Genomic DNA, 22,392 nt, shown 5'->3' with positions numbered 1-22,392 from the left:
TAAGATTGCGCTAAAAATCATATTGGTTTAATTACACAATGCAAAATACGGCCAAAAAAGCGACCTTGCCTGCCACGGCTTTGGCAGCTCTTGGGGTGGTCTTTGGAGACATCGGAACAAGTCCGCTCTATGCCTTGAAAGAGTCCTTCCATGCTGCCCATGGTTTGGGAATTCAGCCTGAAAACGTATTAGGAATTTTATCCATTATTTTTTGGTGCTTAATGCTGATTATCAGCATCAAGTATGTCGCCATTGTCATGCGTGCAGATAACAATGGGGAAGGCGGTATTATGGCCTTACTTGCATTGAATTTGCGTAAAGCAAAAATTGCCGACAACAAAAAAATCTACATGATTGCGATTGGTTTTATTGGGGCATCACTGTTCTTTGGTGACGGTATTATTACCCCAGCCATTTCGGTATTGTCTGCGGTCGAAGGGTTGTCTATTGCAACCAACGTTTTTGACCCGTTCATTATGCCAATTGCGATTGCCATTATTGTGACGCTATTTTTAGTTCAAAAACATGGTACGGCCTTTGTAGGTAAGTTCTTTGGTCCAATTACGCTTGTGTGGTTTATCTCTTTAGGTGCATTAGGCCTTCATAGCGTCATTCAAACACCGATTGTACTCGGCATGTTTAGTCCACATTGGGCAATTCAGTTTATCTACCATCATCCAGTCATGACGTTTTTTGTGATGGGTGCTGTGGTGTTAACAGTAACAGGTGGTGAAGCACTCTATGCCGACATGGGGCATTTTGGACCTGTTCCGATTCGTCTTGCGTGGTTTTTTGTGGTGTTGCCATGCTTGGTTTTAAACTATGCAGGACAAGGCGCATTATTACTTCGTGACCCTGCGGCAATTGAAAACCCGTTCTATCTACTGGTGCCACAGTGGGCACTTTACCCAATGATTATTATGGCGACCATGGCAACAGTGATTGCCTCTCAAGCTGTAATTTCTGGGGTGTTCTCTCTTGCTCGCCAAGCGATTCAATTGGGTTATTTACCGCGTTTAAGTATTAAACATACTTCTGAGTCTGAAGAAGGTCAGATCTATGTGCCGTTCTTAAACTGGTTACTTTTAATCGCAATTATTATCTTAATTCTGATTTTCAAAACCAGCTCAAACTTGGCAAGTGCTTATGGTTTAGCAGTGACCTTAACCATGCTGTGTGACACGATTTTGGTTTCCATCTTTATCTACTCAGCGTGGAAATGGAGCTGGCCAAAAGTGGTGTTACTGATTATTCCATTCTTTATTTTAGAGTCGGTTTTAGTCGCAGCAACTTCACTTAAAGTGTTGTCAGGCGGTTGGGTGCCATTACTCATTGGTGGTATTGCAGTCACCATCTTAATGACATGGAAACGTGGCCGTGAGCTTACTTTTGCTAAGCTTGAACACGATACTTTGTCGCTCGATTTGTTTGTAAAAAGTATTGGTAATAGCGTGCACTGGGTACCGGGTGATGCCGTGTTTATGACAGGTACGCCAAACGTTGTACCGCATGCCATGCTACATAACATTAAGCACAACAAAGTGCTGCATCAGCGTAATATCTTGGTCACTGTGGTGATTGAAGATGTACCTTTTGTTGTACCAGAAGAGCGTATTACAACAGAAGCTTTAGCTGAACATTTCTACCGTATTAAAATTTTCTACGGCTTTAAAGATGAAATGAATGTACCGAAAGCGCTTATGCAAGCTTATGAGCAGTTAGGTCTTGAATATGACTTAATGCATATCAGCTTCTTTATTTCGCGCGATCGTATTGTTCACTCGGTGGGTGATGGTATGTCGCCGTGGAGAGAAAAACTGTTTATTTCGATGCAGCGTAATACCAGTCCGGTGAGTGACTTCTATCAAATTCCAACCAACCGTGTGGTGGAGTTAGGTAGTCAAATCGAAATATAGAAATTTGATGTAATAAAAAACCAAGACATAAGTCTTGGTTTTTTATGGCTCTGATTATTGAGCTTGTGGCATAGGTGCATCTGCTGGCAATGCACCATCTTTTGCCATTGGGTCTGCTGACTGGTTCGGGTTAGCCGGTGGTGGCGGTGTATTTGGGTCTTGTGGTGCCGGAGCAGCCATTTCAGCGCCAGCAGGAGGTGCTGGTGGTACATCTGCAGGAGGGACCGGCGGTACATCGGCTGGAATAGGAGCACCTGTAGGAGCAGTACCTGTAGGGGCAGCAGAAACAGGTTGTACTTGACCACTTTTAACTAAATCACTAATAGAGCCAGGTTGGCCATTGACGGTTGTAGTCACTTTTACTTTAGATAAACTTTCTAAAGTCTCACCGGGTTGGACCGCAGGTTCAGCTAAGGCTGCCATACTGCACAGTCCAGCAATTACGCCAATACCAATAATCTTTGAATGGATCATTAAATGGACTCCGTTTATATTTTTATCCAAATTTGTGGAGCTAACCATGTCATAAGCGATTGGTCGTTTTCAATGAAAGATACGCAATTAACCCAATTCAATAGTGAAAGTTCCTCACAAGGCCAACAAACTGTTACCGAACAAGAAATAGAGTTACAAAAAAGATGACCATGTTTTAACCATTTGAAAGTTAAGCGATATACTTAAAAAAGCAGGATTGTTAAGCTGCATATGGACAGTGGTATTGATAGAAACATGGTAAGTAAAAAACGTAGTACAGGTACAAATTCATTCTCTCTAAGTCAGCATTTTGGCAAGATTATTCTTGCTTGTGTTGCTGCTGGAAGTTTTGCAATTGCTTTTGGAAGTGAAAAGATTTCACAGTGGTTTTCGCCCTTAAGTACCAACTCGACTTGTCTCAATCAGTTTTATCGCGAAATTCCTCCTGCTTTAAACAAAGAAAGTTTAAAAAAAGACAGTTATCCACTGTGCTTTAACGGTTTTAATGTCCTCTATTCTGGCATTTCTAAAACACCATTATGGTCGGCCGAGCATTTAGATGCAGAACGTTTAAGTGTCAAAATTAAACGTGAAGATAACTTCCACGAAGAAACACGTGTTCCTCAAAAGCATCGGGCACTTTTAAGTGACTACCGTGGTTCAGGGTATGACCGTGGTCATATGGCACCAAATGGCGATATGCCAAATAAAGAATCACAGTCTGATAGTTTCTCGCTCAGCAACATGGTGCCGCAAGCGCCTAAAAATAACCAAGAAGTCTGGCGTAAACTTGAAGAAGCAACCCGTGCCATTGTCACCAAGCAAAAACAAGATGTATATGTCGTGACAGGACCTGTTTTTGAGGGTAAACGTCTCAAAACGATTGGACAGGGTGTGATTGTACCAACCGCAGTTTATAAAGCGGTGTATATGCCAAAAACTGGCGCTATTGGGGCTTACTACGCACCTAATAATAACTCGCAGCAAGTGAAGGTAGTGAGTGTTTGTTATATAGAAGAAAAGCTTGGTATTAACTTATTTCCACAGCTTACAGAACAGCAAAAACGTAACGTTTATCGCTTACCGTTAACTGCTAGCCAAGTTAAACCTAACCAAAAGCTCGACTATTTGCATTGGGATGGTGAAAGTCAGTGCGAACAAGACCTAAGCGCAGAACAAATTCAAGCGTTACAAGACCAATTTAAAAAGCAAAAAACTGGCTCTTCTGAACCGATGGAAGCAAAAGTTCCAAGTATTGATGAAGAAACTAGAAATGCCATTGTGAAACAATTGGTTGAAGCCTTGGTGAACTATTTCTTGCAGATAATGAAATAAGACGCTTCTAGCACTGTTGTGAAGCCTGAATCGATACAATAAGATGAACAGACAGATCTGTATGTTCATCTGTTTATTCGAATAAGGATAATAACAATGTTTGCCTCGATGTTTCTTTTTTCTTTTGCAATGTCGATTACACCCGGACCCGTCAATACAGTCATTTTATCGACCAGCTTAAATCATGGTTTAAAAAGATCACTTCCCTATATTTCAGGTGCCACCATTGGCTTTACCTTACTTTTGATTTTTATGGCTTTTGGCCTTCAAAGTGTATTAACTCAGTTTCCAGTTGTCTTAAAAATTCTTGCAGTTTGTGGAACGCTCTTTGTTTGCTATATCGGCATAAAAATTATTCTTTCTGCTGCCAATATTTCAATTTCAAGTGCACCTGTAGGGCACATGCTTATTCCCAATTTTAAAGATGGTTTCTTATTACAGTGGCTTAACCCAAAAGCGTGGTTGGCTTGTGTGTCGGGTATTACCATGTTTACTAGCATTGAAAACCCGCAGGCGTTGCCGATCTTTATTATTATTTATTTCTTCACATGCTATGCATGCTTGTTCTTTTGGGGACTATGTGGTGATAAATTTTCAGTAGTACTGAATCAGGGCAACCGTTTGAAATATTTTAATATCTTAATGGGCGCTTTCTTAATTTTGTCGGCACTTTTAATTTTGATTGATTTTTTTTAAATTGGTCGTATTACACTGTGAAGATATAACAACGAGACAACAGCTATGTTTAAGCCATTTGAAAAGGGTACTGAGTCTTCTTCAATTGAAGATTTAACATTAGAAAATGATGTCGATTGCGTGAGCATTTATGGCAATTTGCAAATCACTAAAGACAAAGTCGGGTTAGAGCAGGCAAAGGCATTGCAGAGTTTTTTAAATGATGTAGTTGCAGCTTTGGAAAAAGAAGAATTGCCTGAGAAAATTGAACGTCCAGCTGAACAAGAAGTAAATAATCCGTTTTTATAATTTATACATTTTATGTGTGATGTTTAGCATAGTCATGTTGCCATACAGTCTTTAGTACCACGTTAGGTCTTATTGAGTTTGTATAGACATTTCTTACTTTTGAAAGACCAAAAGTAAGCAAAAGTCTTTGTTGATCAGAGGGTACTTCCGTGTACCCCTGCTCAACAGGTGACATCCATGTCACCCCACCGCGATAGCATATTAAGGCTATAGATATGAAGAATTAATCCTTGTCTCCAGCAACTACCTTATAAATAATTGCACCAATCACAGCACCTAAAATCGGCGCTACCCAGAACAACCACAGCTGACTTAAAGCACCAGTTTGAGCAAAGAATGCAACACCTGTACTACGTGCAGGGTTCACAGAAGTGTTTGTAACCGGAATACTGATTAAGTGAATAAGCGTTAATGCAAGACCAATCGCAATAGGTGCAAAACCAGCAGGCGCACGACCATGTGTTGATCCTAAAATAACAATCAAGAAGAACGCAGTAAGTACCACTTCAATAATAAAAGCAGAACCTAAACCAAATTTATTTGGCGATAAATCACCAAAACCATTGGTTGCAAAACCGCCCACACCAGTAAAGCCAGCTTGACCTTGAGCGATAATATAAAGAACAAATGCAGCAGCAGTCGCACCAACCACTTGCGCAACAATATATGGAATTAAATCTTTAACATCGAAACGGCCACCGACCCAAAGACCGACACTGACCGCGGGGTTAAAATGTCCACCAGAGATATGCCCTAGAGCATAGGCACCAGTGAGTACGGTTAAACCAAAGGCAAGGGCTACACCTGCAAAGCCAATACCAAGTTCAGGGAAAGCTGCGGCTAACACTGCGCTACCACAACCACCAAAGACTAGCCAAAACGTACCTAGGAATTCAGCAAAATATTTATTCATTGTGATTACTCATCTATTGATCTATTTTTTAATTAATGTGAAATATGTCACAAAAAATTAAGCATGTGACTATATGAAATTTTTGTTTTCAGTGTTGTTTTAATCAAGAAAAGATTTGTAAGTTTTGGTTGGTTATTCTTTGTTTAAAAATTGATCTCTCCACTGTTGTGGTGTTTGTTTGGTCCAATGTTTAAATGCTCTTTGGAAGGCACTTTGTTCTGAATAACAAAGTAAAAGCGCAATCTCTTGTAAGCTCAAATGCGGGTCTTTTAAATATTCGGTTGCTAGCATAAAACGCACTTGTTGAACGCGCTCTTGAAAGGTGGTGTTTTGTTGTTGTAAATGTCTTTGGAGCTGTCGAACCGATAGGCCTAATTGAGCTGCAATATATTCAATTTGATACTGATTCTTTTGCAGACCAGTCAAAATTGAATGCTGTAAACGCTGATCGAGTTGGGTCGAATTGGGTAACTGTTCTAAAAGTGCTTGGGCTTGCTGAACCAATAGTTGCTGTAATGTGTGGTCTGCGCTGCTAAGCGGTTTATGAATTTCGGTAATGGGTATAAGTAACTCTGTACGGGGCTGGCTAAAACGGACGGGACATTGAAAATACTGCTCGTAAACTCTGATATTTTTAGGGGCCGCATTTAAGAAACGCACTTCATGTAACTGCACATCTTCATGAGACATAAAAAGACGTAAGAATTGAATCACCAGTGCAATTGCGATTTCATCGGTAAGCTGGGTAGGGTGTAACTCTGGTGCCTCCCAACGAATAGAACCATACCGCCCTTGTAGCTCAACCACTAATGGGCTCCCGTCATAAATCAGACGGTGAAAGTCATGGTAACGAATTAAGGCTTCACCTAAGTTATCGCAAGAAAGAGCAAGGTAGGCAATAATGCCTAAATGTTTGGGTTGTACATATTTGGCAATTTCTAGCCCTAAACCCGGCTTTGGGCCCAGTTTATAAATAACTTCTAATAGGTCGCGCCAAACCACATAGTCAAAGCGTTCCAGATTTTGGATTTGTTCTAATTGTTCTGGAATAGTTAACTCATTGGCTTCGCAATAAGCCTTTAAAAGATGCCCCAGTCCTCCATATACCGAGCCTGTATAATTTTTTAGTTGTGGCATCCCTAACCACCTCTTTCTTGTCGTGATTTGTCAATGAAACCATAAATTCTGGTCAATACCTAGCATAACGAATTTTATATGCTGAATAAAAAGAAAAAGGAGTAAAGCGATGTTAAAAGGGTTTATTGCCGGAATTGCAGTTGCCAATGCATTTGAATGGGTGGCACACAAATATATTTTGCATGGTGTGCACCGTGCTGGACAACCGCGCTATAGCCCAGTGCCGAAAAGTATGGAGTCGCATTGGGCACATCATCGTGAAGTCCGTAAACAACAGTTTCATGATGATTGTTATGTTGAGGGCGTTGGAAACTGGCGAACCAAAAATGAGTTAATTTCACTTGCCGTGGTGGCAACCGTTTCAAGTGCAATTTTCTACCCGTTTTCAAAAGGCATGGCACTTGCAGCTTGGTACAGTGCTGGTAATTATTATTATATTCATCGCCGTGCACATTTAGAGCCTGACTGGGCAAAGCGTAAAATTCCGTGGCATTACGACCACCATATGAACTCTAATCAAGATGCCAATTGGTGTGTGACCAAACCTTGGTTTGACTATGTGATGGGAACACGTGTGGTGTCTTCGGCAGATTTAAAAGAACAAAATCCTTTGGGGATAAGGTTACCTACTGCGCTTGCTAGGCCACTCTCTCAAGTTGTAGAAAAAATCTTTCCAGCAAAATGGGTCGAGAAAAAAGAACAGCCTAAACTCGTTAGTGATGTAAATGCAATAGAGGGTGCTGCATAAAAAATTAAAGGGGCATATTGCCCCTTTAAATATAAATAAACTTACAAGCGCATTTCGATACCTTGTTCAGCCAAATATTGTTTAGCTTCTGGAATCGTATATTGGCCAAAGTGGAAAATACTTGCTGCCAATACTGCATCGGCACCACCTTGTAAAATACCGTCTGCAAGGTGTTGTAAGTTACCTACACCGCCTGAGGCAATCGTTGGAATGGTCACGCGGTCATTAATGGCACGCATTAAAGCAATATCGTAACCTGCTTTAGTACCGTCGGCGTCCATACTAGTAATCAGCAACTCACCCGCACCGTAGTCAGCCATTTTTACAGCCCATTCAATGGCATCAATACCAGTTGGTTTACGGCCACCATGAGTAAAGATTTCCCATTTGTTGTCGCCAGTTTTTTTGGCATCAATCGCAACTACAATACATTGTGCGCCAAAGTGCTGAGAAGCTTCTTGAACAAATTCAGGGTTAAATACGGCAGCCGAGTTAATACTCACTTTATCTGCACCTGCATTTAATAACGCACGAATATCTTCAACCTTACGTACACCACCACCGACAGTTAATGGCACAAATACAGTCTCGGCCATACGTTCAACAGTACGGTAAGTGGTATCGCGTCCATGATGTGTAGCGGTAATGTCTAAGAAAGTAATTTCGTCTGCACCTTGTTCGTTATAGCGACGTGCCACTTCAACAGGGTCGCCCGCATCACGAATATCGAGGAATTGAACGCCTTTAACTACGCGTCCGTTATCAACGTCTAGGCAAGGAATAATACGTTTAGCAAGCATAGCTTTTTCCAAAAATAATCGCCGTTGGTGAAAGTTCCTACACAGGCGCTACACCTTCATGGAGGGAAGAGGTATTCTATCAAACTTCACAGATGTTTTTTGCAGGTTTTCCATGTCGGTTTATACCCCGTTGAGTTTAGATGAAGTTCGCACCTTTGCTGCACCTTATGGATTAGAGGTGTTGGAGCTGAACCCAATTCAGGGAGGTATTCAAAACACCAATTATTTTCTGGTTGATGTAAACCGCAAACAATATGTACTTACCGTGTTTGAAGAGTTAGATGCCAAAGGGGCAGGTGAACTTATTCCTGTACTTGAACAATTAGGAACTCATGATGTACCCGTTGCCGTGCCGTTAAAACATAGCGGCCAAGCGGTTCACGTTATTGCAGAAAAGCCTGCACAGATTGCACCACGTCTTATGGGTCACCATCCCATGCAAACCACAGTAGCCCAAGTTGCGGCAATTGCAGATGCACAAGCGAAACTGCATGTGGCTTTACAAGATTTTCCGCTTGAGCGTGAATATCGACGCGATCATCAATACTGGACAGGCGTTGCAGAGCAGCTTAAGCCAAATATGACTCAAGATGACCAAGCTTTGCTTGAGCAGGTCTATCAAGCGTTTAATGCAAAAACAGCACAGTATTCAAACCGACCAACAGGTTTTATTCATTCAGATTTATTCCGCGACAATACATTGTTTGAAGGTGATCAATTACAAGGTATTTTAGACTTTTACGAGTTAAATCAAGATGAATTGCTGTTTGATATTGCGATTACCATCAATGATTTTTGTACCGAATATCCAGCAGCGCATTTAAACTCAGACAAAGTGGCAGCTTACTTAGCGGCATACCAAAAGATTCGTGTGCTTACTTCAGATGAAATTGAGTGTTTAGATGTATTCTTAGCAATGGCAGCATGCCGTTTCTGGTCAATGCGTTTGCAAGTTGCTCAAAAAAATAAAGAAGAAGGACGTACAGGCGACGACATTTTGCAAAAAGATCCGCAAGAAATGCGAGCAATGATGCAAGACCGTTTAAGTCATGTAAAAGCATAAAAGGAATAAAGATGCGAGATCAGGGGCGTTTAGTCGAATGGTTCGACGAAAAAGGTTATGGCTTTATTCAGCCGGACGATGCTGAAAAAGAGCGAGTCTTTTTGCATATCAAAGATTTTGCACGCCCCGGTCCTCGGCCAATTATTGGCTGTGCACTAGAATATTTGGTCATTTTGGATGAACGAGGCCGTTTTCGTGCCCAGCAAGTCACCTATTTAAAAGCATCTCAAACTCGTAAAGCTTCTAAGTCAACAAAAACAGAATCTTCATTTCAAGCAAAACCATGGTCTGCTATGCAAATGGGGATCGTATTTTATTTTGTTTTAATGGGCATTATGAGCTTTATCCATGTTCTGCCAGCTTATACTTTATTGTTTATCCTAATGATGAATGTCTTAAGTTATTGGCTATATTCACAAGATAAAGAGGCTGCACAACTAGGCAATCGCCGTGTTCCTGAACAGACTTTGCACATTGTAAGTTTTTTAGGAGGCTGGCCAGCTGCGTGGTGGGCACAACAAAAACTGAGACATAAAACACAAAAACAACCATTTCGTAAGATTTATTTTTGTACCATATTCTTTCATTTACTTTTGATTTTGTGGCTAATTTCTCCTTTAAACGTTTTGCGGGGATCATAAAAGTAAATTGTTTTATTACACTTGAGAGGTATAAAAATGAATAGTTCTATCGACCAAGATCCAAATCGTACTTTAACACTTATTTTGTATGTACTTTATATTGTTGCCATTTTTACAGGCGGCTTACTTGCGATTATTGCTTTAATTATTAACTACGTAAAACGTTCTGATGTACAAGGTTCAATTTTTGCGAGCCACTTTACATGGCAAATCAGAACATTCTGGTGGTATTTGGCTTGGAATATTATTGCCTTTTTGCCGTTTATTTTCTTGTTCTTTACAGGCGAAAATACCGATCTATTTGCAGGCGTTGCGATCTCTTCAACCGTATTCTGTGTAGGTGTCATTGCCGCGGCATGGATCTGGATTGTATATCGTGCCATTCGCGGCTTGATTGCGTTAAATGATAACCGCCCGATGTACCAACCTTAATAAATAAAAAAGAGAGCGTTAAGCTCTCTTTTTTATTCTCGAACTCTTTTATTTTTCTTAAGCGGTAGCTTAAGTTTTAGCTCACTGACTAAAACACCTAAGACCACTAAAGCACCGCCAAAAAGGGCAATCAGTGGTAAACGCTCACCTGCGATTCGGCCAATAACCCCCGCCCAAACAGGTTCTCCTGCATAAATAATCGCGGCACGTGAAGGGTCAACCATACGCTGAGCCCAGTTCATCACAAATTGAATCAGTGCACTTGCTAAACCTAATGTAACAGCAAGGAGTACAAGCGGCCATGAAAATGCTGGAATCGTCTGCTCGCCCACCACAGGCATAACGGCAAACGAAAGTAGAGACGCGACAGCAAGTTGAATAATGGTCACACGGCGCAAATTTACCTTTCCAGCAAAATAACTAATAAAAATAATTTCTAAAGCAATCGCAACTGAGCCAAGTACTGTTAAAAGCTGCCCAAAACTTAATGAAATTTGCTCAAAACCATTCCCTGTCAATAAAACAAGACCAGTAAAAGCTAGAGCTGCTCCCACCCAAGTCATGACATGTGGTGTCTTTCTAAAGATGAGCCACATTAAAATAGGAACAAGCGGAACATAAAGCGCCGTTAAAAAAGCCGATTCACTACTCGGAATGGTTTGCAGGCCAATTGTTTGAGTTCCATAGCCGCCCACAATCACTAGACCAATCACACTACCAGCACCTAAGTCTTTTAACGTAACGCCTTTCATGCTTTTGAATGAAATAAGCAATAACGTTAGTGCTGCTACAGCAAAGCGGCAGCCTACAAAAAACATAGGCGATGTAAAATTCAGTGCATATTGCACTGTAAGAAATGTTCCGCCCCAAATCATAGTAATCAAAACGAGTGCTAACTGTGGGGCTTTGCTTGAACTCAAAGAAATTGGTGACATACTCAAAATTAGAATGAATTGTGCAATATACTGCACATATTGCGCTATTCTTCTGTTTTGTGCAATATATTGCTCAAATTTTCTTTGCTAACCTATTCTATGAGCCAGTCGAGTACCGTTTTACAGCACGTAGGCACAAATATTCGTTCATTAAGAGATGAGCGTGGTTTAAGCCAACAGGAATTGGCAGATCAGGCGGGTGTAAGTAGACGTACTATTGCTGCTTTAGAGACAGGACAAGTCAATATCAGCCTAGCTAAGCTCGATGCGATTGCGATAGTGTTGGGCGTAAACTTTAGAACGATTGTAAGTGCACCAGAGCATAAAGAACATGCCTTGGTTAATGTACTTGCTTGGCAAGGCGAAAAAGAAGAAAGCAAAGCAACTTTACTGGCTTCAGTTCCATCCCACAGCCAAGTTGAGCTTTGGACGTGGTCATTGGCAGTAGGGGAGTCTTATATTGCTGAAGCAGACCCAGAAGGGTGGCAAGAGCTTATTTATGTATTAGAAGGTGAGCTAAGCATACAATTTGCAGATAGCTCAAAAACCATAGCTGCCGGTTCTTCAATTATATATGCCAGTTCAGTAACTTACACTTATATTAATAGTGGTAATCAAGTGCTTAAATTTATTCGTAATGTGGTGTATTAACTTTAAAGTCTTTTCAAAATTATATGAAGAATTTGGTTTTATATAGTGAATTTATCTTATTTAAAAATTTGAAAATCTAATTTTAAACAAAAAACATGAAGAACAATAAATAAGACAAGTTATGATATTTCTTATGTAATGAAATTATTTTTAACTCGTTTTAATAGAAAAAAGATAGATAAATGAAGTTTTTATTAAGTTCGCAAGATATTCAGAACTATAAATTTATATGGAATATTTCTAAAGAAAACTATAAGAAACAAAGAAGTAGTATGTTTCTTATGTTTTTATTAGTGGTATTTGCGGCATTTTTTACGACTTTATTGCCATACTTGCTAAAAATTATTATCGATTATTCTGCACACGAATATAATTTTTTACTCAATATTCAACTCCCATTTAATTTTTTATATCTACTTGTAGTTGCCTACGCGACCGCATGGTTAGTCAATGAGTTATGCCATTGGACACAAAATATTTTTGGGGCTTATTTGATGGTCGATTTCAAAGGATCATTAATTTCTGCAGGATTGAAAAATTATTTAAATCTTAAAAAAGATGCACAAGATCAAATTGAGGCTGGAACAGTAATGAGTGATCTTGAAAGAGGAAGTACTGCTTTTGGTGAGATTAATTTAACGTTAACTTTTTATTTAGGACCAATTATTTTTCAATTGGTGATGATTTTTGCGGTTTTGTTTACAACCATTAGTTTACTTTTCAGTATTAGCTTTTTATTGGTCGCTATTATTATTTTTATTGTTTCTTTTCATATAAATAAAAGAAGTAGTTCACTATTCGATGCCATGTATGAAAAAGACAATTTAGTGAATAGTCATTTAATACATCAAATATCTAACTCCTATGAAATTAAAGTAAAAAATGCAGTGCCGTTTCAGTTATCAAAATTTAATGACACTCTAAATTTATATATCAAAACTGCAAAAGATAGGAATAAGAAAATAGGATTATTGATGATTTCTCAGTTGTTTATGATCTTTCTATTCTTACTTATTTTTATGTTATTTACCGTATTTCTTTCAACTGACAAGCAATTGACAGCTGGGGCTTTCGTATTGATAAGTACTTATATTATTCAACTCACCAATCCATTTTTGGCTGTTTCCCAAAGTTTGATGCGGTTAAATGGCAACTTTGTGGCTTTAGCAAAATACCGACAGTATTTTAATCTCAAGAAAGAGCAATATACATCATCTACCATTCAACATTCTGAAGTCTTATTCCAATTTACAAATGCTAAATTTTTGTTAGGAAAAAGGGCAGTAGATCATTTTAATTTAACAATCTTGGCTAATAAAACGTATGTCGTGATTGGCCAAACAGGGCTAGGTAAAACTTCTCTGATGAATTATTTAATGGGGGTATATCAAATTCAGTCAGGGCAGCTTTTTTATAAAAATATCGATATTAGTCATAATTTTTCTAAGCATATTTTTGATGAAGTGGTCTATGTTGCCCAGCAACCTGTTATTTTCCCTTATTCTTTAAGAGAAAATTTGGTTTATAACTCTCAGCATATATATGAAGATTCTTACTTACTTCAGATGCTTGATCAGTTTAAGCTGTTACATATTTTGAAAAAGCATGGGCTAACACTCGATGATGATCTCATTGAAATTTATAAGAATTTTTCAGGGGGAGAAAAGCAAAGGATTTGTATCCTTCGAGGTCTATTAGCACGCCCACAACTCATTATATTAGATGAACCGACCGCAGCTTTAGACCTAGATACTGCAAAAGATATACTTGCATATATTCAGCAAGTCGTTCCATCTGTGGTTATGATTACGCATTCACCTTATGCAATGGAGATTGCAGATGAGGTGATTGATTTAGAAAAGTTATTAAATTAAATATTGTAAAAAAAGAGCCTAAAGCGGCTCTTTTTTACATCTTAAAAATTAAAGACGGTTTTCATCTAATAAAAGCTGAGCTTCACGAAGATTTAAAGTACCTTCATAAATTGCGCGGCCTGTAATCGCACCTAAAATGCCTGGCTTGCCTTTTAAGTTACGAACATCATCAAGATTAGTTACCCCACCTGAAGCAATCACTGGTAAACCTGAGTATTGAGCCAAGTTGACAGTTTGCTCAACGTTTACACCTTGCATCATGCCGTCACGTGCAATATCTGTATAAACAATGCTAGACACACCAGCATCTGCAAAGCGTTTTGCTAAGTCAGTTGCTTTTACGTCAGTAACATTAGCCCAACCGTCAGTTGCAACCATACCATTCATGGCATCAATACCAACAATGATGTGACCTGCAAAGCGTTTACAAGCTTCTTCTACAAATTCTGGCTCTTGAACTGCTTTAGTCCCGATAATGACAAAAGTCACGCCAGCTTCTAAGTAGTGTTCAATTGTTTCTAATGAGCGAATACCACCACCAATTTGAATTGGTAATTCTGGCTGAGCTTTAGCAATCGCTTCAACAACAGGTTTATGGATAGGCGTACCTGCGAAAGCACCATTCAAATCGACCAAATGCAAACGACGTGCGCCTTCATTTACCCAATGCTGGGCAGTTGCAACCGGATCGTCAGAGAAAACGGTATCGTCTTCCATACGCCCTTGTTTTAAACGCACACATTTACCATCTTTCAGGTCAATTGCTGGAATGATTAGCATGCTTTCGCTCCTTGCTTCATCATGTTTATGAAATTGTGCACATCTTAGCAAAGTATTGATCAATCGCTAAGCCTTAGAAAAGACTTTTATAACTTTACGCATGAAGTGCGGTTTGAATCGTTTGTGAAATGTGAGCCGGTAATAGGTTTTGTTTACGCAGCTCTAAAAATACCAGTAGAGCTGCATAAGCATCAGCGGCTGCATAACTAATCTGCTGTGAGTTAAGTGGTTTTTGCGCCCAATTTGATGTTCCGACTTTCTTTGACTTTGGAAGATACTGTCCAAACAATAGTGCTACAGCTTTTTGTACACCCATTTGGTGTTTAAAACCAAAGTGACTAAAACTTTTGGCGAGGTCAATACTGCTTTCTAGCTCTATGCCTTTTTTATGAAAAATGTGCTTATCATTTTTAAGACCAAAGCCGACTTTAATTTGTTTTGGATTGGACAAAATAGGTTGTAAAAATTTTAAAGTCGATGAATTTACATGAAATAAATAGGCTTTATGTTCAGTGGCAAGTTGAATTAAGTGTGGACCTGTCGAGACTTCGCCCACTCGAAATGTCGGTTTAGATTCAGAATCAAATCCTAAAAAGATCGCTGCTTTTAATTCTTCTTCAATCGTTTTGCATTGCTCAATATTTTCAATCACCACAATATTTTGGTGGTTAAGATTTTTAAAAAGTGGAAGCTGCTGAATAGAGGCTTTATCAAGGAGAGACGGGGCTTCGGACATATTTCACAGCGTACAAATAAATTGAGCTATTCCCTTTATATATGAATAAAGCCTAGAGAACTAGGCTTTAGGAAACTTTAAAAATTATTGAGACTGAGATGGGGACCCAATGATAACGCTCTCGCTTTTTTCAACATAGCCTTCATAGGTAGGAGCCATGATTGTGGCAACAATAGCAAAAATGACTGCAAGCGGAATAAGTGCAATATAAATCCAGCCTAAAACACGTTCCCAAGTTGGTGTTGGACGCTTCGGTCCATAATCATTAGGGCCTTCAGTTCCTTTTGCACAAAATAAATAAACGGCAAGGCCAATGTTCACGACAGGTACGAGCATGAGTAAAGATAACCAACCTGTATTATTACGGTCATGCAAACGGCGAATAGTAAATACGAAGCTAATATAAATACCAACGATATAGAGAATGGCAATAGCGATGATGCCCGGCGCAGTAAAACCTGGGGTGCCCTCATTTTGTGTAAGACCGAAAGTAAAAATAATAAGTAGAACAGCAGCAGCGAGGGTTAACGTAAATAGGAAGGTCCAAGCAGCATAAGAGAGTCGTCCAAAACGTCCATTTGCCTTAAAGGGCGAGTCTTGCTGAAGTGGCTGATTTTCAAAAGGTGAATTCATTGTGTTTATCCTGTTCATTTGGTTTTATTTAAAAGTATGAATATTCAATATTTTGTTGAATAAAATATCATTCTATAAATGATTGGTTATTATTATAAATAAAAAAACAGATCAGGCCATCTAGACCTGATCTGTTTAAAGCTTTTGTGAAATTAAATATTCCATTCCACAAAGTTTTTAAGTAACTGTAAACCTGCAGTGTGACTTTTCTCTGGGTGGAATTGAGTCGCAAATAAATTATCTTTGTGAATTGCCGTACAGAAGTTCACTCCGTATTCGCATGTTGCAGCTACAAGATTTTCATCTTTAGGTTCAACATAATAGCTGTGTACAAAGTAGAAGCGAGCATCTTGATCAATGTTGTTCCACATTGGATGGCTTGGGTCCATTTGGTGAACTTGGTTCCAGCCCATGTGTGGGACTTTTAAGCCCTCCATTTGAGGGAAGTGTTTGACAACACCTTCAAAAATACCTAAGGCATCTACACCGCCATTTTCTTCAGAGCTTTGTAGAAGCGCTTGCATGCCTACACAAATTGCAAGAACTGGCTTATTAAAAGCAGCGTTGCGTACGACTTCATCAATACCTGCTTCACGCATGCCTTGCATACAGTCACGCATTGCTCCCACACCCGGAAAAACAATTTTGTCGGCTTGTGCAATTAATTTTGGGTCGTTAGTTACATCGACTGTAGCGCCTACATGCTCAAGTGCTTTAGCAGCTGAGTGTAGATTGCCCATGCCATAATCAAGTAACGCGATACGTGTCATTAGAGGCTACCTTTTGTCGATGCAATCGTGTTTTCAGCACGTGGATCAATTTCACATGCCATACGCAAAGCACGAGCTAGTGCTTTAAATACACTCTCGATTTGATGGTGGCTATTTTTACCTTTCAAGTTATCAATATGTAAGGTCATAAGCGCATGGTTTACGAAACCTTGGAAAAACTCGGAAAATAAGTCTACGTCAAAGGTACCGATGCGTGCGCGGGTAAATGGAATATCCATAAATAAACCCGGACGACCAGACAAATCTACAACCACACGAGATAAAGCTTCGTCTAATGGGGCATAAAAATGTCCATAACGACGTAAACCTTTTTTATCACCTAAAGCTTGTGCAAAAGCTTGTCCAAGCGTGATACCGCAGTCTTCTACAGTATGGTGATCGTCAATCTCCAAGTCTCCATCACAATGAATATCGATATCAAATAAGCCATGTCGCTTGATTTGATCAATCATATGGTCTAAAAATGGAACTCCGGTGTTTAGTGTGCCTTGACCAGTACCATCGAGATTTAAACGAACTCGAATTTTGGTTTCATTGGTATTTCTAACCACTTCACTGATACGTTGCGTCATGGACACGTTCCTCAAAAAACGTCAAAAATGATTGGATGTTAACGACAATTTCGCTGTGACGAATTCGTGACAGCATCATAGTTTGCTCAGGAGGGTTAATCAATGCCTATTACCGTACATGCTTATAGTTCTCTAGATAATTCAGAGATCCGCGATCAGCTTGAGCGACTGTATGACACAAGTCCGGAGTTTGGTGACGGGCACGATGCGATTGAACAACTTGAACAAGATTTACAGCAGTATACCACGCTATACACTGCCGAATTTAACACCAAAATTATAGGTGCAATCTGGTGCTCAGGACAAGGCGAAAGCAAGGTACTTGAATATATTGTTGTACACCCTGCTAACCGTGGTCGTGGGGTAGCTGAGCGCTTGGTAGAAGAAGCCTGTCGTATAGAAGAATCAAAAGGCGTTAAAATTTTTGAGCCAGGCTGTGGTGCCATTCATCGCTGCTTAGCGCATATTGGTAAATTGCACAGTTAAAATTCTATTTTTACTGTACTTGTGATTTAAAATTAAACACTTGTTACAAAAAATACGGAAGTTGCTTGACGTTCACTAATAAACATTGTTTAATACGCCCACTTCGGCGTGATAGCTCAGTAGGTAGAGCAACGGATTGAAAATCCGTGTGTCCCCAGTTCGATCCTGGGTCTCGCCACCATTATTTGTGTTTTCAATCCCTGATCCCATCAGGGATTTTTTTTAAGTATAAAAAATACTCATTTAAATCAGAAACTCAGGATAATTGTTGACTATTGTTCTGAGATGCGGCTTAATACAGGCCATCGGCGTGATAGCTCAGTAGGTAGAGCAACGGATTGAAAATCCGTGTGTCCCCAGTTCGATCCTGGGTCTCGCCACCATTATTTGTGTTTTCAATCCCTGATCCCATCAGGGATTTTTTTTAAGTATAAAAAATACTCATTTAAATCAGAAACTCAGGATAATTGTTGACTATTGTTCTGAGATGCGGCTTAATACAGGCCATCGGCGTGATAGCTCAGTAGGTAGAGCAACGGATTGAAAATCCGTGTGTCCCCAGTTCGATCCTGGGTCTCGCCACCATATTCGAAAAAGCCCCATACTTTAAAGTATGGGGCTTTTTTCATGCCTATTTATTTAATAAAAAATATTAAGACTTCACTTGTGTATAAATCTCATTTTATCCACAAGCAAACTCAGTTATCCCCAACAATGTTTGAACTTTCTAGAAATGGCTCAACTGAAATTTGTCTTTAGTCGTGAGGACTATCATTAATGAGTCGTTTTCCTAAACATACGGCTTCTACTTCGTCATAACCGAGCTGTTCGTAAAAGTTCAGCACATTTAGATTGTCTTTACGCACCAATAATTGAAGTTTTGGGCAGCCGCGAGCGATAAGGCGCTTTTCAAGCTGCTGAACAAGCGCTGTAGCGATTCCTAAGCGTTGTTGGTGGGGATGAACAGCTAAATAGTTAATCCAGCCTCTATGACCGTCATAGCCGCCCATGAGCGTGCCAATCAATTGCTCATCTTTAATAGCAACCAAAAACAAATCATCCTGTTGTGAGACTTTTCTAAATATATCGGTTTCAGGATTATTCCATGGACGGGTTAGGTCGCAGCTTTCCCATAAATTGACCACATCATCCAGATCTGCATTTGTAAATTGACGAATAATAAACATATGGATTTCTACTTTTTGTTTTGATGTATTGAAAAGATAAAATAAAAATACGCAATTGAGCAGTAGTTTGTGAATAATTTAAACAAATAAAAAAGCACCCCCGTAGGAGTGCTTAAATTAAAAATATTGCTTACGCTGATTTTGCAACAGGTGCCGCTTGAAGCATTTGACCTGTTTCTTCGAAGTTTGCATGCCAAGACAATGCTTCACGAAGTAAATGAGGAGTATGACCACCTTTGGCACATGCACGATCAAAGTAGTCGTTCAGTGCATCACGGTAAAGCGGATGTACACAGTTATCAATAATAGCGCGAGCACGTTCACGAGGTGCTAAACCACGTAAGTCTGCTAAACCTTGCTCTGTCACTAAAATATCAACGTCGTGTTCGCTGTGGTCAACGTGGCTTACCATTGGCACGATAGAAGAAATATCGCCGCCTTTAGCAATTGATTTGGTTACAAAGATTGCCAAGTGTGCATTACGAGCGAAGTCACCTGAACCACCAATACCGTTCATCATTTTAGTACCACATACGTGAGTTGAGTTCACGTTACCGTAAATATCAAACTCAAGCGCAGTGTTAATGCCAATAATCCCTAAACGACGAACCAGTTCAGGATGGTTAGAAATCTCTTGTGGGCGAAGCACTAATTTGTCTTTGTAAGCTTCGATATTGCCAAAAACTTTTTCGCCACATTTAGCTGAAAGGGTAATTGAGCTACCAGAAGCAAACTTCATTTTGCCTGCATCAATGAGTTCAAAAGTACAGTCTTGTAGAACTTCTGAGTACATGATGAGGTCTTCAAAATCAGAATCTTTTAAACCTGTTAATACAGCATTGGCAATTGAACCAATCCCTGCTTGTAATGGACCAAGGTTCTTTGGTAAACGGCCTTCAGCAACTTCTTTATTAAAGAAAGCAATGAGGTGGTTTGCAATGCCTTGAGTCTCATCATCTGGAGGAGTGACTGTTGATGGTGAGTCATGTGTGTTGTTAAAGACAATACCAACAATTTTTGCAGGATCAATTTGAATTGCAATTGTACCAATGCGCTCATCCACTTTTGTTAATGGAATTGGAGTACGTGTTGGGCGGTAAGTCGGAATATAGATGTCGTGCAAACCTTCAAAGCTTTCGCTTAAAGATGTGTTGATTTCAACAATAACTTTTTCGGCAAAAATAGCAAAGCTTGCAGAGTTACCCACAGAAGTTGTTGGAATAATGCCGCCATCTTCAGTAATCGCAATTGCTTCAATCACCGCAACATCTGGACGTTTAAGTTGCTGGTTACGCATTTGCTCAACAGTTTCTGACAAGTGTTGGTCAATAAACATAACTTCGCCGTTGTTAATCGCACGACGTAAAGTGTTGTCTACCTGAAATGGCATACGACGAGATAAAACACCTGCTTCCGTGAGTTGTTTGTCTAAGTCATTACCTAAGCTAGCACCCGTAATTAACGTGATTTTTAACGGATTTTTCTTTGCGTGCTCTACAAGTGCTTGTGGAACAGCTTTAGCTTCACCAGCACGAGTAAAACCACTCATACCAACGGTCATTCCATTTTCGATGAATTGCGCAGCTTGTTCAGCACTGATGACCTTGTCATGAAGAGAAGCTAGGCGAATACGACTTAAAGACATTGGACATCCTCAATATTGTCAAAACATACCGGATTTTAGCTATGAAAAAATGAAAAGTGCATAGGTGTTAGGCTAAGGTCTAATTTTTTAAATAAATGGCGGTATAAATTTATTTTATGACTTTTAAAATATTGATTTATTTAGTATTTAATAAATTTTAAAATAGCGCTTTAAATGATCAGTTGATCAAATTAGAAGCGCTCACTTAAAGTTTGTTTAATTTTTTCTAAAGGATTTGGCGTTGTGTTTTCTTCGGCCGCTGGTTTTGGAATAGGTAATGAAATAATCACTTCTAAACCGCCTTGTTCACGGTTATGAATTTGAATTTCACCTTGATGAATGTCGACAATACGCTTAACAATTGCAAGGCCTAAACCACTGCCTTGAATGGTCCTAGCAGAATTACCTCTTACAAATGGTTGCATTAATTCTTCAATCTGATCTTCTGGAATGCCTTCACCATGGTCAGCAACCGTAATTAAAATATGTTCATTTTCAACTTTTGCACTGAGTTCGATTGGCTCCGCACCATAACGTTTTGCGTTATTAATGAGGTTGGCAATCAGACGTTTTAAAGAAAGGCTACGTGCAGGAATAATCGGAACATCTTGCACCTCAAAACGAATATCAAGCGGTTTAAATTGAACAATTAATTCTTGCAATAATATATTGATATTGGTGTCTTTTAATTCTTCATCTGAACCATCCCGCATATACGAGATGAACTGATTCAAAATTGCATCCATATCATCTACGTCATAAACCAGACCTTCACGTAGAAACTCATCAGGTAGCATCTCTGCAGTTAAACGAATACGTGTAAGCGGGGTTCTTAAATCGTGTGAAATACCCGCTAGCATAATCCGTCTTTCACGCTCGGTCTGCTCAAGTGTATACACCATGCGGTTAAATGCTTGGTTTACCTGGCGAATTTCTAAAGGGCCATGGTTAGTATCTAAATATGGTGCTGTTCCAGACTTACTATATTCGTTGGCAGCATTTTGCAAACGACGTAATGGGCGGTTCATTTGACGAATCAAAATTAAAATAATGATGGCCGAAACTAATGGCACACCCACAACCCAACCAATTAATAGCTCAGGACTATAGTTTGCATAGGTTTTTAAAGGCTCACGAACCCAATTGCCATGCATTTCTGGTGTTTGAATCCAGATGCGTGGGCTAGGTTTAAACTGGAAGTAAACTGTAACGTCTTTTGCGCCGATTTCATTTGCAAGTTTTTGTTCAACTTGGTTGGTAAAAAACTCTGCAATGACTTTATCGCGAACGCTTGGATACTCTTTAGGGTCGGTTATATATTCAATGCCAACCCGATTACGCAGCCAAGTATCAACATCAACTTCTGTATCACGATGAAAAATACGTATATTAGGGTTGTTCACTAGCTCGAGTTCAACAGCCAAATAACGGGCATGCTGTTGAATTTCGGGTAAATAGAGGGTTCGCCAAAAAAACCACAATGACATAAAGAGGCTAAAGAACACCACCAGCAATACCAAAATAGTGGTACGCATGGCAGCAGAACGTGGCTTAATTTTGTCGAGAAAACGTTCCCATCTCGTCCGTTTACGCTCTGAGTACGCAACGTAGTCGGTAAAGTTTTGCGGTGGTATTGGCTCTAAACTCACTCTAATTTAT

Annotated in this window: 25 protein-coding genes and 3 tRNA genes; 14 read left to right on the top strand and 14 right to left on the bottom strand. The window is 39.5% G+C overall.

The features are described from left to right. Positions 1-38 precede the first annotated feature (38 nt). Positions 39-1,916, top strand: a complete 1,878-nt coding sequence (locus J576_RS15085) for a potassium transporter Kup (protein WP_002052156.1) — start codon at positions 39-41, stop codon at positions 1,914-1,916. A 54-nt stretch (positions 1,917-1,970) separates the two neighbouring features. On the opposite strand, the gene J576_RS15080 is transcribed toward J576_RS15085, so the two are convergent. Then, a complete protein-coding gene (locus J576_RS15080) occupies positions 1,971-2,390 on the bottom strand; it encodes a hypothetical protein (protein WP_002052211.1) in 420 nt (139 codons plus the stop codon). Between the two features lie 255 nt (positions 2,391-2,645). Between J576_RS15080 and J576_RS15075 the strand changes: the two genes are divergently transcribed. From J576_RS15075 to J576_RS15065, 3 genes are all read left to right on the top strand, one after another. Further along, complete coding sequence (locus J576_RS15075; protein WP_025467946.1) at positions 2,646-3,725, top strand: DNA/RNA non-specific endonuclease; 1,080 nt, start codon at positions 2,646-2,648, stop codon at positions 3,723-3,725. 96 nt (positions 3,726-3,821) lie between these two features. Further along, a complete protein-coding gene (locus J576_RS15070) occupies positions 3,822-4,421 on the top strand; it encodes a LysE family translocator (protein ID WP_002052159.1) in 600 nt (199 codons plus the stop codon). 45 nt (positions 4,422-4,466) lie between these two features. Next, positions 4,467-4,709 carry a hypothetical protein gene (locus J576_RS15065; RefSeq protein ID WP_000476056.1) on the top strand — a complete coding sequence of 81 codons (243 nt, stop codon included), beginning with the start codon at positions 4,467-4,469 and terminating at the stop codon, positions 4,707-4,709. 223 nt (positions 4,710-4,932) lie between these two features. Here the strand turns inward: J576_RS15065 and aqpZ are convergent, their stop codons facing one another. Next, a complete protein-coding gene (aqpZ, locus tag J576_RS15060; protein ID WP_002052229.1) occupies positions 4,933-5,622 on the bottom strand; it encodes an aquaporin Z in 690 nt (229 codons plus the stop codon). A gap of 132 nt (positions 5,623-5,754) precedes the next feature. Continuing rightward, positions 5,755-6,759, bottom strand: coding sequence for an AraC family transcriptional regulator (locus tag J576_RS15055; protein ID WP_002052245.1), 1,005 nt, complete (start codon positions 6,757-6,759; stop codon positions 5,755-5,757). 109 nt (positions 6,760-6,868) lie between these two features. On the opposite strand from J576_RS15055, the gene J576_RS15050 reads away from it, so the two are divergent. Then, the gene (locus J576_RS15050) at positions 6,869-7,507 is read left to right on the top strand and encodes a hypothetical protein (protein WP_002052252.1); all 639 of its coding nucleotides are present in this window, start codon (positions 6,869-6,871) and stop codon (positions 7,505-7,507) included. Between the two features lie 41 nt (positions 7,508-7,548). Here the strand turns inward: J576_RS15050 and hisF are convergent, their stop codons facing one another. Then, positions 7,549-8,307, bottom strand: coding sequence for an imidazole glycerol phosphate synthase subunit HisF (hisF, locus tag J576_RS15045; RefSeq protein ID WP_000880078.1), 759 nt, complete (start codon positions 8,305-8,307; stop codon positions 7,549-7,551). A 112-nt stretch (positions 8,308-8,419) separates the two neighbouring features. Between hisF and J576_RS15040 the strand changes: the two genes are divergently transcribed. The 3 genes from J576_RS15040 to J576_RS15030 are packed head-to-tail and all read left to right on the top strand — an operon-like array spanning position 8,420 to position 10,443. Continuing rightward, on the top strand, positions 8,420-9,370 hold the full coding sequence (locus J576_RS15040) for a homoserine kinase (RefSeq protein WP_002052256.1): 951 nt from the start codon (positions 8,420-8,422) through the stop codon (positions 9,368-9,370). Positions 9,371-9,381: 11 nt separating this feature from the next. Then, the gene (locus J576_RS15035) at positions 9,382-10,011 is read left to right on the top strand and encodes a DUF1294 domain-containing protein (RefSeq protein ID WP_002052224.1); all 630 of its coding nucleotides are present in this window, start codon (positions 9,382-9,384) and stop codon (positions 10,009-10,011) included. Positions 10,012-10,047: 36 nt separating this feature from the next. Beyond that, positions 10,048-10,443 (top strand): DUF4870 family protein, encoded by a 396-nt coding sequence (locus J576_RS15030; protein WP_001088855.1) that lies wholly within the window; start codon positions 10,048-10,050, stop codon positions 10,441-10,443. A gap of 32 nt (positions 10,444-10,475) precedes the next feature. Here the strand turns inward: J576_RS15030 and J576_RS15025 are convergent, their stop codons facing one another. Continuing rightward, a complete protein-coding gene (locus J576_RS15025; protein WP_025467947.1) occupies positions 10,476-11,378 on the bottom strand; it encodes a DMT family transporter in 903 nt (300 codons plus the stop codon). Between the two features lie 99 nt (positions 11,379-11,477). On the opposite strand from J576_RS15025, the gene J576_RS15020 reads away from it, so the two are divergent. Both J576_RS15020 and J576_RS15015 read left to right on the top strand, forming a co-directional pair. Continuing rightward, on the top strand, positions 11,478-12,029 hold the full coding sequence (locus J576_RS15020) for a helix-turn-helix domain-containing protein (protein ID WP_002052151.1): 552 nt from the start codon (positions 11,478-11,480) through the stop codon (positions 12,027-12,029). A 182-nt stretch (positions 12,030-12,211) separates the two neighbouring features. Beyond that, on the top strand, positions 12,212-13,903 hold the full coding sequence (locus J576_RS15015) for an ATP-binding cassette domain-containing protein (protein ID WP_002052240.1): 1,692 nt from the start codon (positions 12,212-12,214) through the stop codon (positions 13,901-13,903). A gap of 48 nt (positions 13,904-13,951) precedes the next feature. Here J576_RS15015 and hisA read toward each other — a convergent pair whose 3' ends face one another. From hisA to hisB, 5 genes are all read right to left on the bottom strand, one after another. Continuing rightward, the gene (gene hisA, locus J576_RS15010) at positions 13,952-14,683 is read right to left on the bottom strand and encodes a 1-(5-phosphoribosyl)-5-[(5-phosphoribosylamino)methylideneamino]imidazole-4-carboxamide isomerase (RefSeq protein ID WP_002052186.1); all 732 of its coding nucleotides are present in this window, start codon (positions 14,681-14,683) and stop codon (positions 13,952-13,954) included. A gap of 94 nt (positions 14,684-14,777) precedes the next feature. Beyond that, positions 14,778-15,419: a 3'-5' exonuclease gene (locus J576_RS15005; protein ID WP_002052171.1), complete on the bottom strand. Its 642-nt coding sequence runs from the start codon at positions 15,417-15,419 to the stop codon at positions 14,778-14,780. Positions 15,420-15,503: 84 nt separating this feature from the next. Continuing rightward, positions 15,504-16,052 carry a DUF805 domain-containing protein gene (locus J576_RS15000; protein ID WP_002052254.1) on the bottom strand — a complete coding sequence of 183 codons (549 nt, stop codon included), beginning with the start codon at positions 16,050-16,052 and terminating at the stop codon, positions 15,504-15,506. Positions 16,053-16,204: 152 nt separating this feature from the next. Continuing rightward, complete coding sequence (gene hisH / locus J576_RS14995; protein ID WP_002052198.1) at positions 16,205-16,822, bottom strand: imidazole glycerol phosphate synthase subunit HisH; 618 nt, start codon at positions 16,820-16,822, stop codon at positions 16,205-16,207. Continuing rightward, entirely contained in the window at positions 16,822-17,415 is a 594-nt protein-coding gene (hisB, locus tag J576_RS14990) for an imidazoleglycerol-phosphate dehydratase HisB (protein WP_000194096.1), read from the bottom strand. The genes hisH and hisB overlap by 1 nt, the downstream gene beginning before the upstream one ends. 102 nt (positions 17,416-17,517) lie before the next feature. On the opposite strand from hisB, the gene J576_RS14985 reads away from it, so the two are divergent. The 4 genes from J576_RS14985 to J576_RS14970 all read left to right on the top strand — a co-directional run bounded on the left by J576_RS14985 (position 17,518) and on the right by J576_RS14970 (position 18,486). Next, positions 17,518-17,901, top strand: a complete 384-nt coding sequence (locus tag J576_RS14985; protein WP_002052206.1) for a GNAT family N-acetyltransferase — start codon at positions 17,518-17,520, stop codon at positions 17,899-17,901. Positions 17,902-18,006: 105 nt separating this feature from the next. Then, a tRNA-Phe gene (locus tag J576_RS14980) sits at positions 18,007-18,082 on the top strand. A 126-nt stretch (positions 18,083-18,208) separates the two neighbouring features. Continuing rightward, positions 18,209-18,284: transfer RNA gene (locus J576_RS14975), tRNA-Phe, on the top strand. Between the two features lie 126 nt (positions 18,285-18,410). After that, positions 18,411-18,486: transfer RNA gene (locus J576_RS14970), tRNA-Phe, on the top strand. Between the two features lie 170 nt (positions 18,487-18,656). Here the strand turns inward: J576_RS14970 and J576_RS14965 are convergent. The 4 genes from J576_RS14965 to J576_RS14955 all read right to left on the bottom strand — a co-directional run bounded on the left by J576_RS14965 (position 18,657) and on the right by J576_RS14955 (position 22,382). Then, positions 18,657-19,088: a GNAT family acetyltransferase gene (locus tag J576_RS14965; protein WP_002052234.1), complete on the bottom strand. Its 432-nt coding sequence runs from the start codon at positions 19,086-19,088 to the stop codon at positions 18,657-18,659. Between the two features lie 130 nt (positions 19,089-19,218). Next, positions 19,219-20,733, bottom strand: coding sequence for a succinyl-CoA:acetate CoA-transferase ScpC (gene scpC / locus J576_RS14960; protein ID WP_002052227.1), 1,515 nt, complete (start codon positions 20,731-20,733; stop codon positions 19,219-19,221). 35 nt (positions 20,734-20,768) lie between these two features. Further along, positions 20,769-20,873, bottom strand: a complete 105-nt coding sequence (locus J576_RS19890) for a hypothetical protein (RefSeq protein WP_081400996.1) — start codon at positions 20,871-20,873, stop codon at positions 20,769-20,771. A 51-nt stretch (positions 20,874-20,924) separates the two neighbouring features. Next, positions 20,925-22,382: an ATP-binding protein gene (locus J576_RS14955; RefSeq protein WP_002052250.1), complete on the bottom strand. Its 1,458-nt coding sequence runs from the start codon at positions 22,380-22,382 to the stop codon at positions 20,925-20,927. Between the last annotated feature and the right edge of the window lie 10 nt (positions 22,383-22,392).

The organism is Acinetobacter sp. 766875 (genome assembly GCF_000582055.1).
Taxonomy (GTDB): domain Bacteria; phylum Pseudomonadota; class Gammaproteobacteria; order Pseudomonadales; family Moraxellaceae; genus Acinetobacter; species Acinetobacter nosocomialis.
The sequence above is the reverse complement of the archived record's forward strand: the minus strand, read 5'-3'. Positions and strand labels throughout refer to the sequence as shown.

Bases quoted from the DNA above. Each gene is read 5' to 3' on its own strand.
- J576_RS15085 (WP_002052156.1), top strand. From the start codon at position 39: ATGCAAAATACGGCCAAAAAAGCGACCTTGCCTGCCACGGCTTTGGCA.
- J576_RS15080 (WP_002052211.1), bottom strand. From the start codon at position 2,390: ATGATCCATTCAAAGATTATTGGTATTGGCGTAATTGCTGGACTGTGC.
- J576_RS15075 (WP_025467946.1), top strand. From the start codon at position 2,646: ATGGTAAGTAAAAAACGTAGTACAGGTACAAATTCATTCTCTCTAAGT.
- J576_RS15070 (WP_002052159.1), top strand. From the start codon at position 3,822: ATGTTTGCCTCGATGTTTCTTTTTTCTTTTGCAATGTCGATTACACCC.
- J576_RS15065 (WP_000476056.1), top strand. From the start codon at position 4,467: ATGTTTAAGCCATTTGAAAAGGGTACTGAGTCTTCTTCAATTGAAGAT.
- aqpZ (WP_002052229.1), bottom strand. From the start codon at position 5,622: ATGAATAAATATTTTGCTGAATTCCTAGGTACGTTTTGGCTAGTCTTT.
- J576_RS15055 (WP_002052245.1), bottom strand. From the start codon at position 6,759: ATGCCACAACTAAAAAATTATACAGGCTCGGTATATGGAGGACTGGGG.
- J576_RS15050 (WP_002052252.1), top strand. From the start codon at position 6,869: ATGTTAAAAGGGTTTATTGCCGGAATTGCAGTTGCCAATGCATTTGAA.
- hisF (WP_000880078.1), bottom strand. From the start codon at position 8,307: ATGCTTGCTAAACGTATTATTCCTTGCCTAGACGTTGATAACGGACGC.
- J576_RS15040 (WP_002052256.1), top strand. From the start codon at position 8,420: ATGTCGGTTTATACCCCGTTGAGTTTAGATGAAGTTCGCACCTTTGCT.
- J576_RS15035 (WP_002052224.1), top strand. From the start codon at position 9,382: ATGCGAGATCAGGGGCGTTTAGTCGAATGGTTCGACGAAAAAGGTTAT.
- J576_RS15030 (WP_001088855.1), top strand. From the start codon at position 10,048: ATGAATAGTTCTATCGACCAAGATCCAAATCGTACTTTAACACTTATT.
- J576_RS15025 (WP_025467947.1), bottom strand. From the start codon at position 11,378: ATGTCACCAATTTCTTTGAGTTCAAGCAAAGCCCCACAGTTAGCACTC.
- J576_RS15020 (WP_002052151.1), top strand. From the start codon at position 11,478: ATGAGCCAGTCGAGTACCGTTTTACAGCACGTAGGCACAAATATTCGT.
- J576_RS15015 (WP_002052240.1), top strand. From the start codon at position 12,212: ATGAAGTTTTTATTAAGTTCGCAAGATATTCAGAACTATAAATTTATA.
- hisA (WP_002052186.1), bottom strand. From the start codon at position 14,683: ATGCTAATCATTCCAGCAATTGACCTGAAAGATGGTAAATGTGTGCGT.
- J576_RS15005 (WP_002052171.1), bottom strand. From the start codon at position 15,419: ATGTCCGAAGCCCCGTCTCTCCTTGATAAAGCCTCTATTCAGCAGCTT.
- J576_RS15000 (WP_002052254.1), bottom strand. From the start codon at position 16,052: ATGAATTCACCTTTTGAAAATCAGCCACTTCAGCAAGACTCGCCCTTT.
- hisH (WP_002052198.1), bottom strand. From the start codon at position 16,822: ATGACACGTATCGCGTTACTTGATTATGGCATGGGCAATCTACACTCA.
- hisB (WP_000194096.1), bottom strand. From the start codon at position 17,415: ATGACGCAACGTATCAGTGAAGTGGTTAGAAATACCAATGAAACCAAA.
- J576_RS14985 (WP_002052206.1), top strand. From the start codon at position 17,518: ATGCCTATTACCGTACATGCTTATAGTTCTCTAGATAATTCAGAGATC.
- J576_RS14965 (WP_002052234.1), bottom strand. From the start codon at position 19,088: ATGTTTATTATTCGTCAATTTACAAATGCAGATCTGGATGATGTGGTC.
- scpC (WP_002052227.1), bottom strand. From the start codon at position 20,733: ATGTCTTTAAGTCGTATTCGCCTAGCTTCTCTTCATGACAAGGTCATC.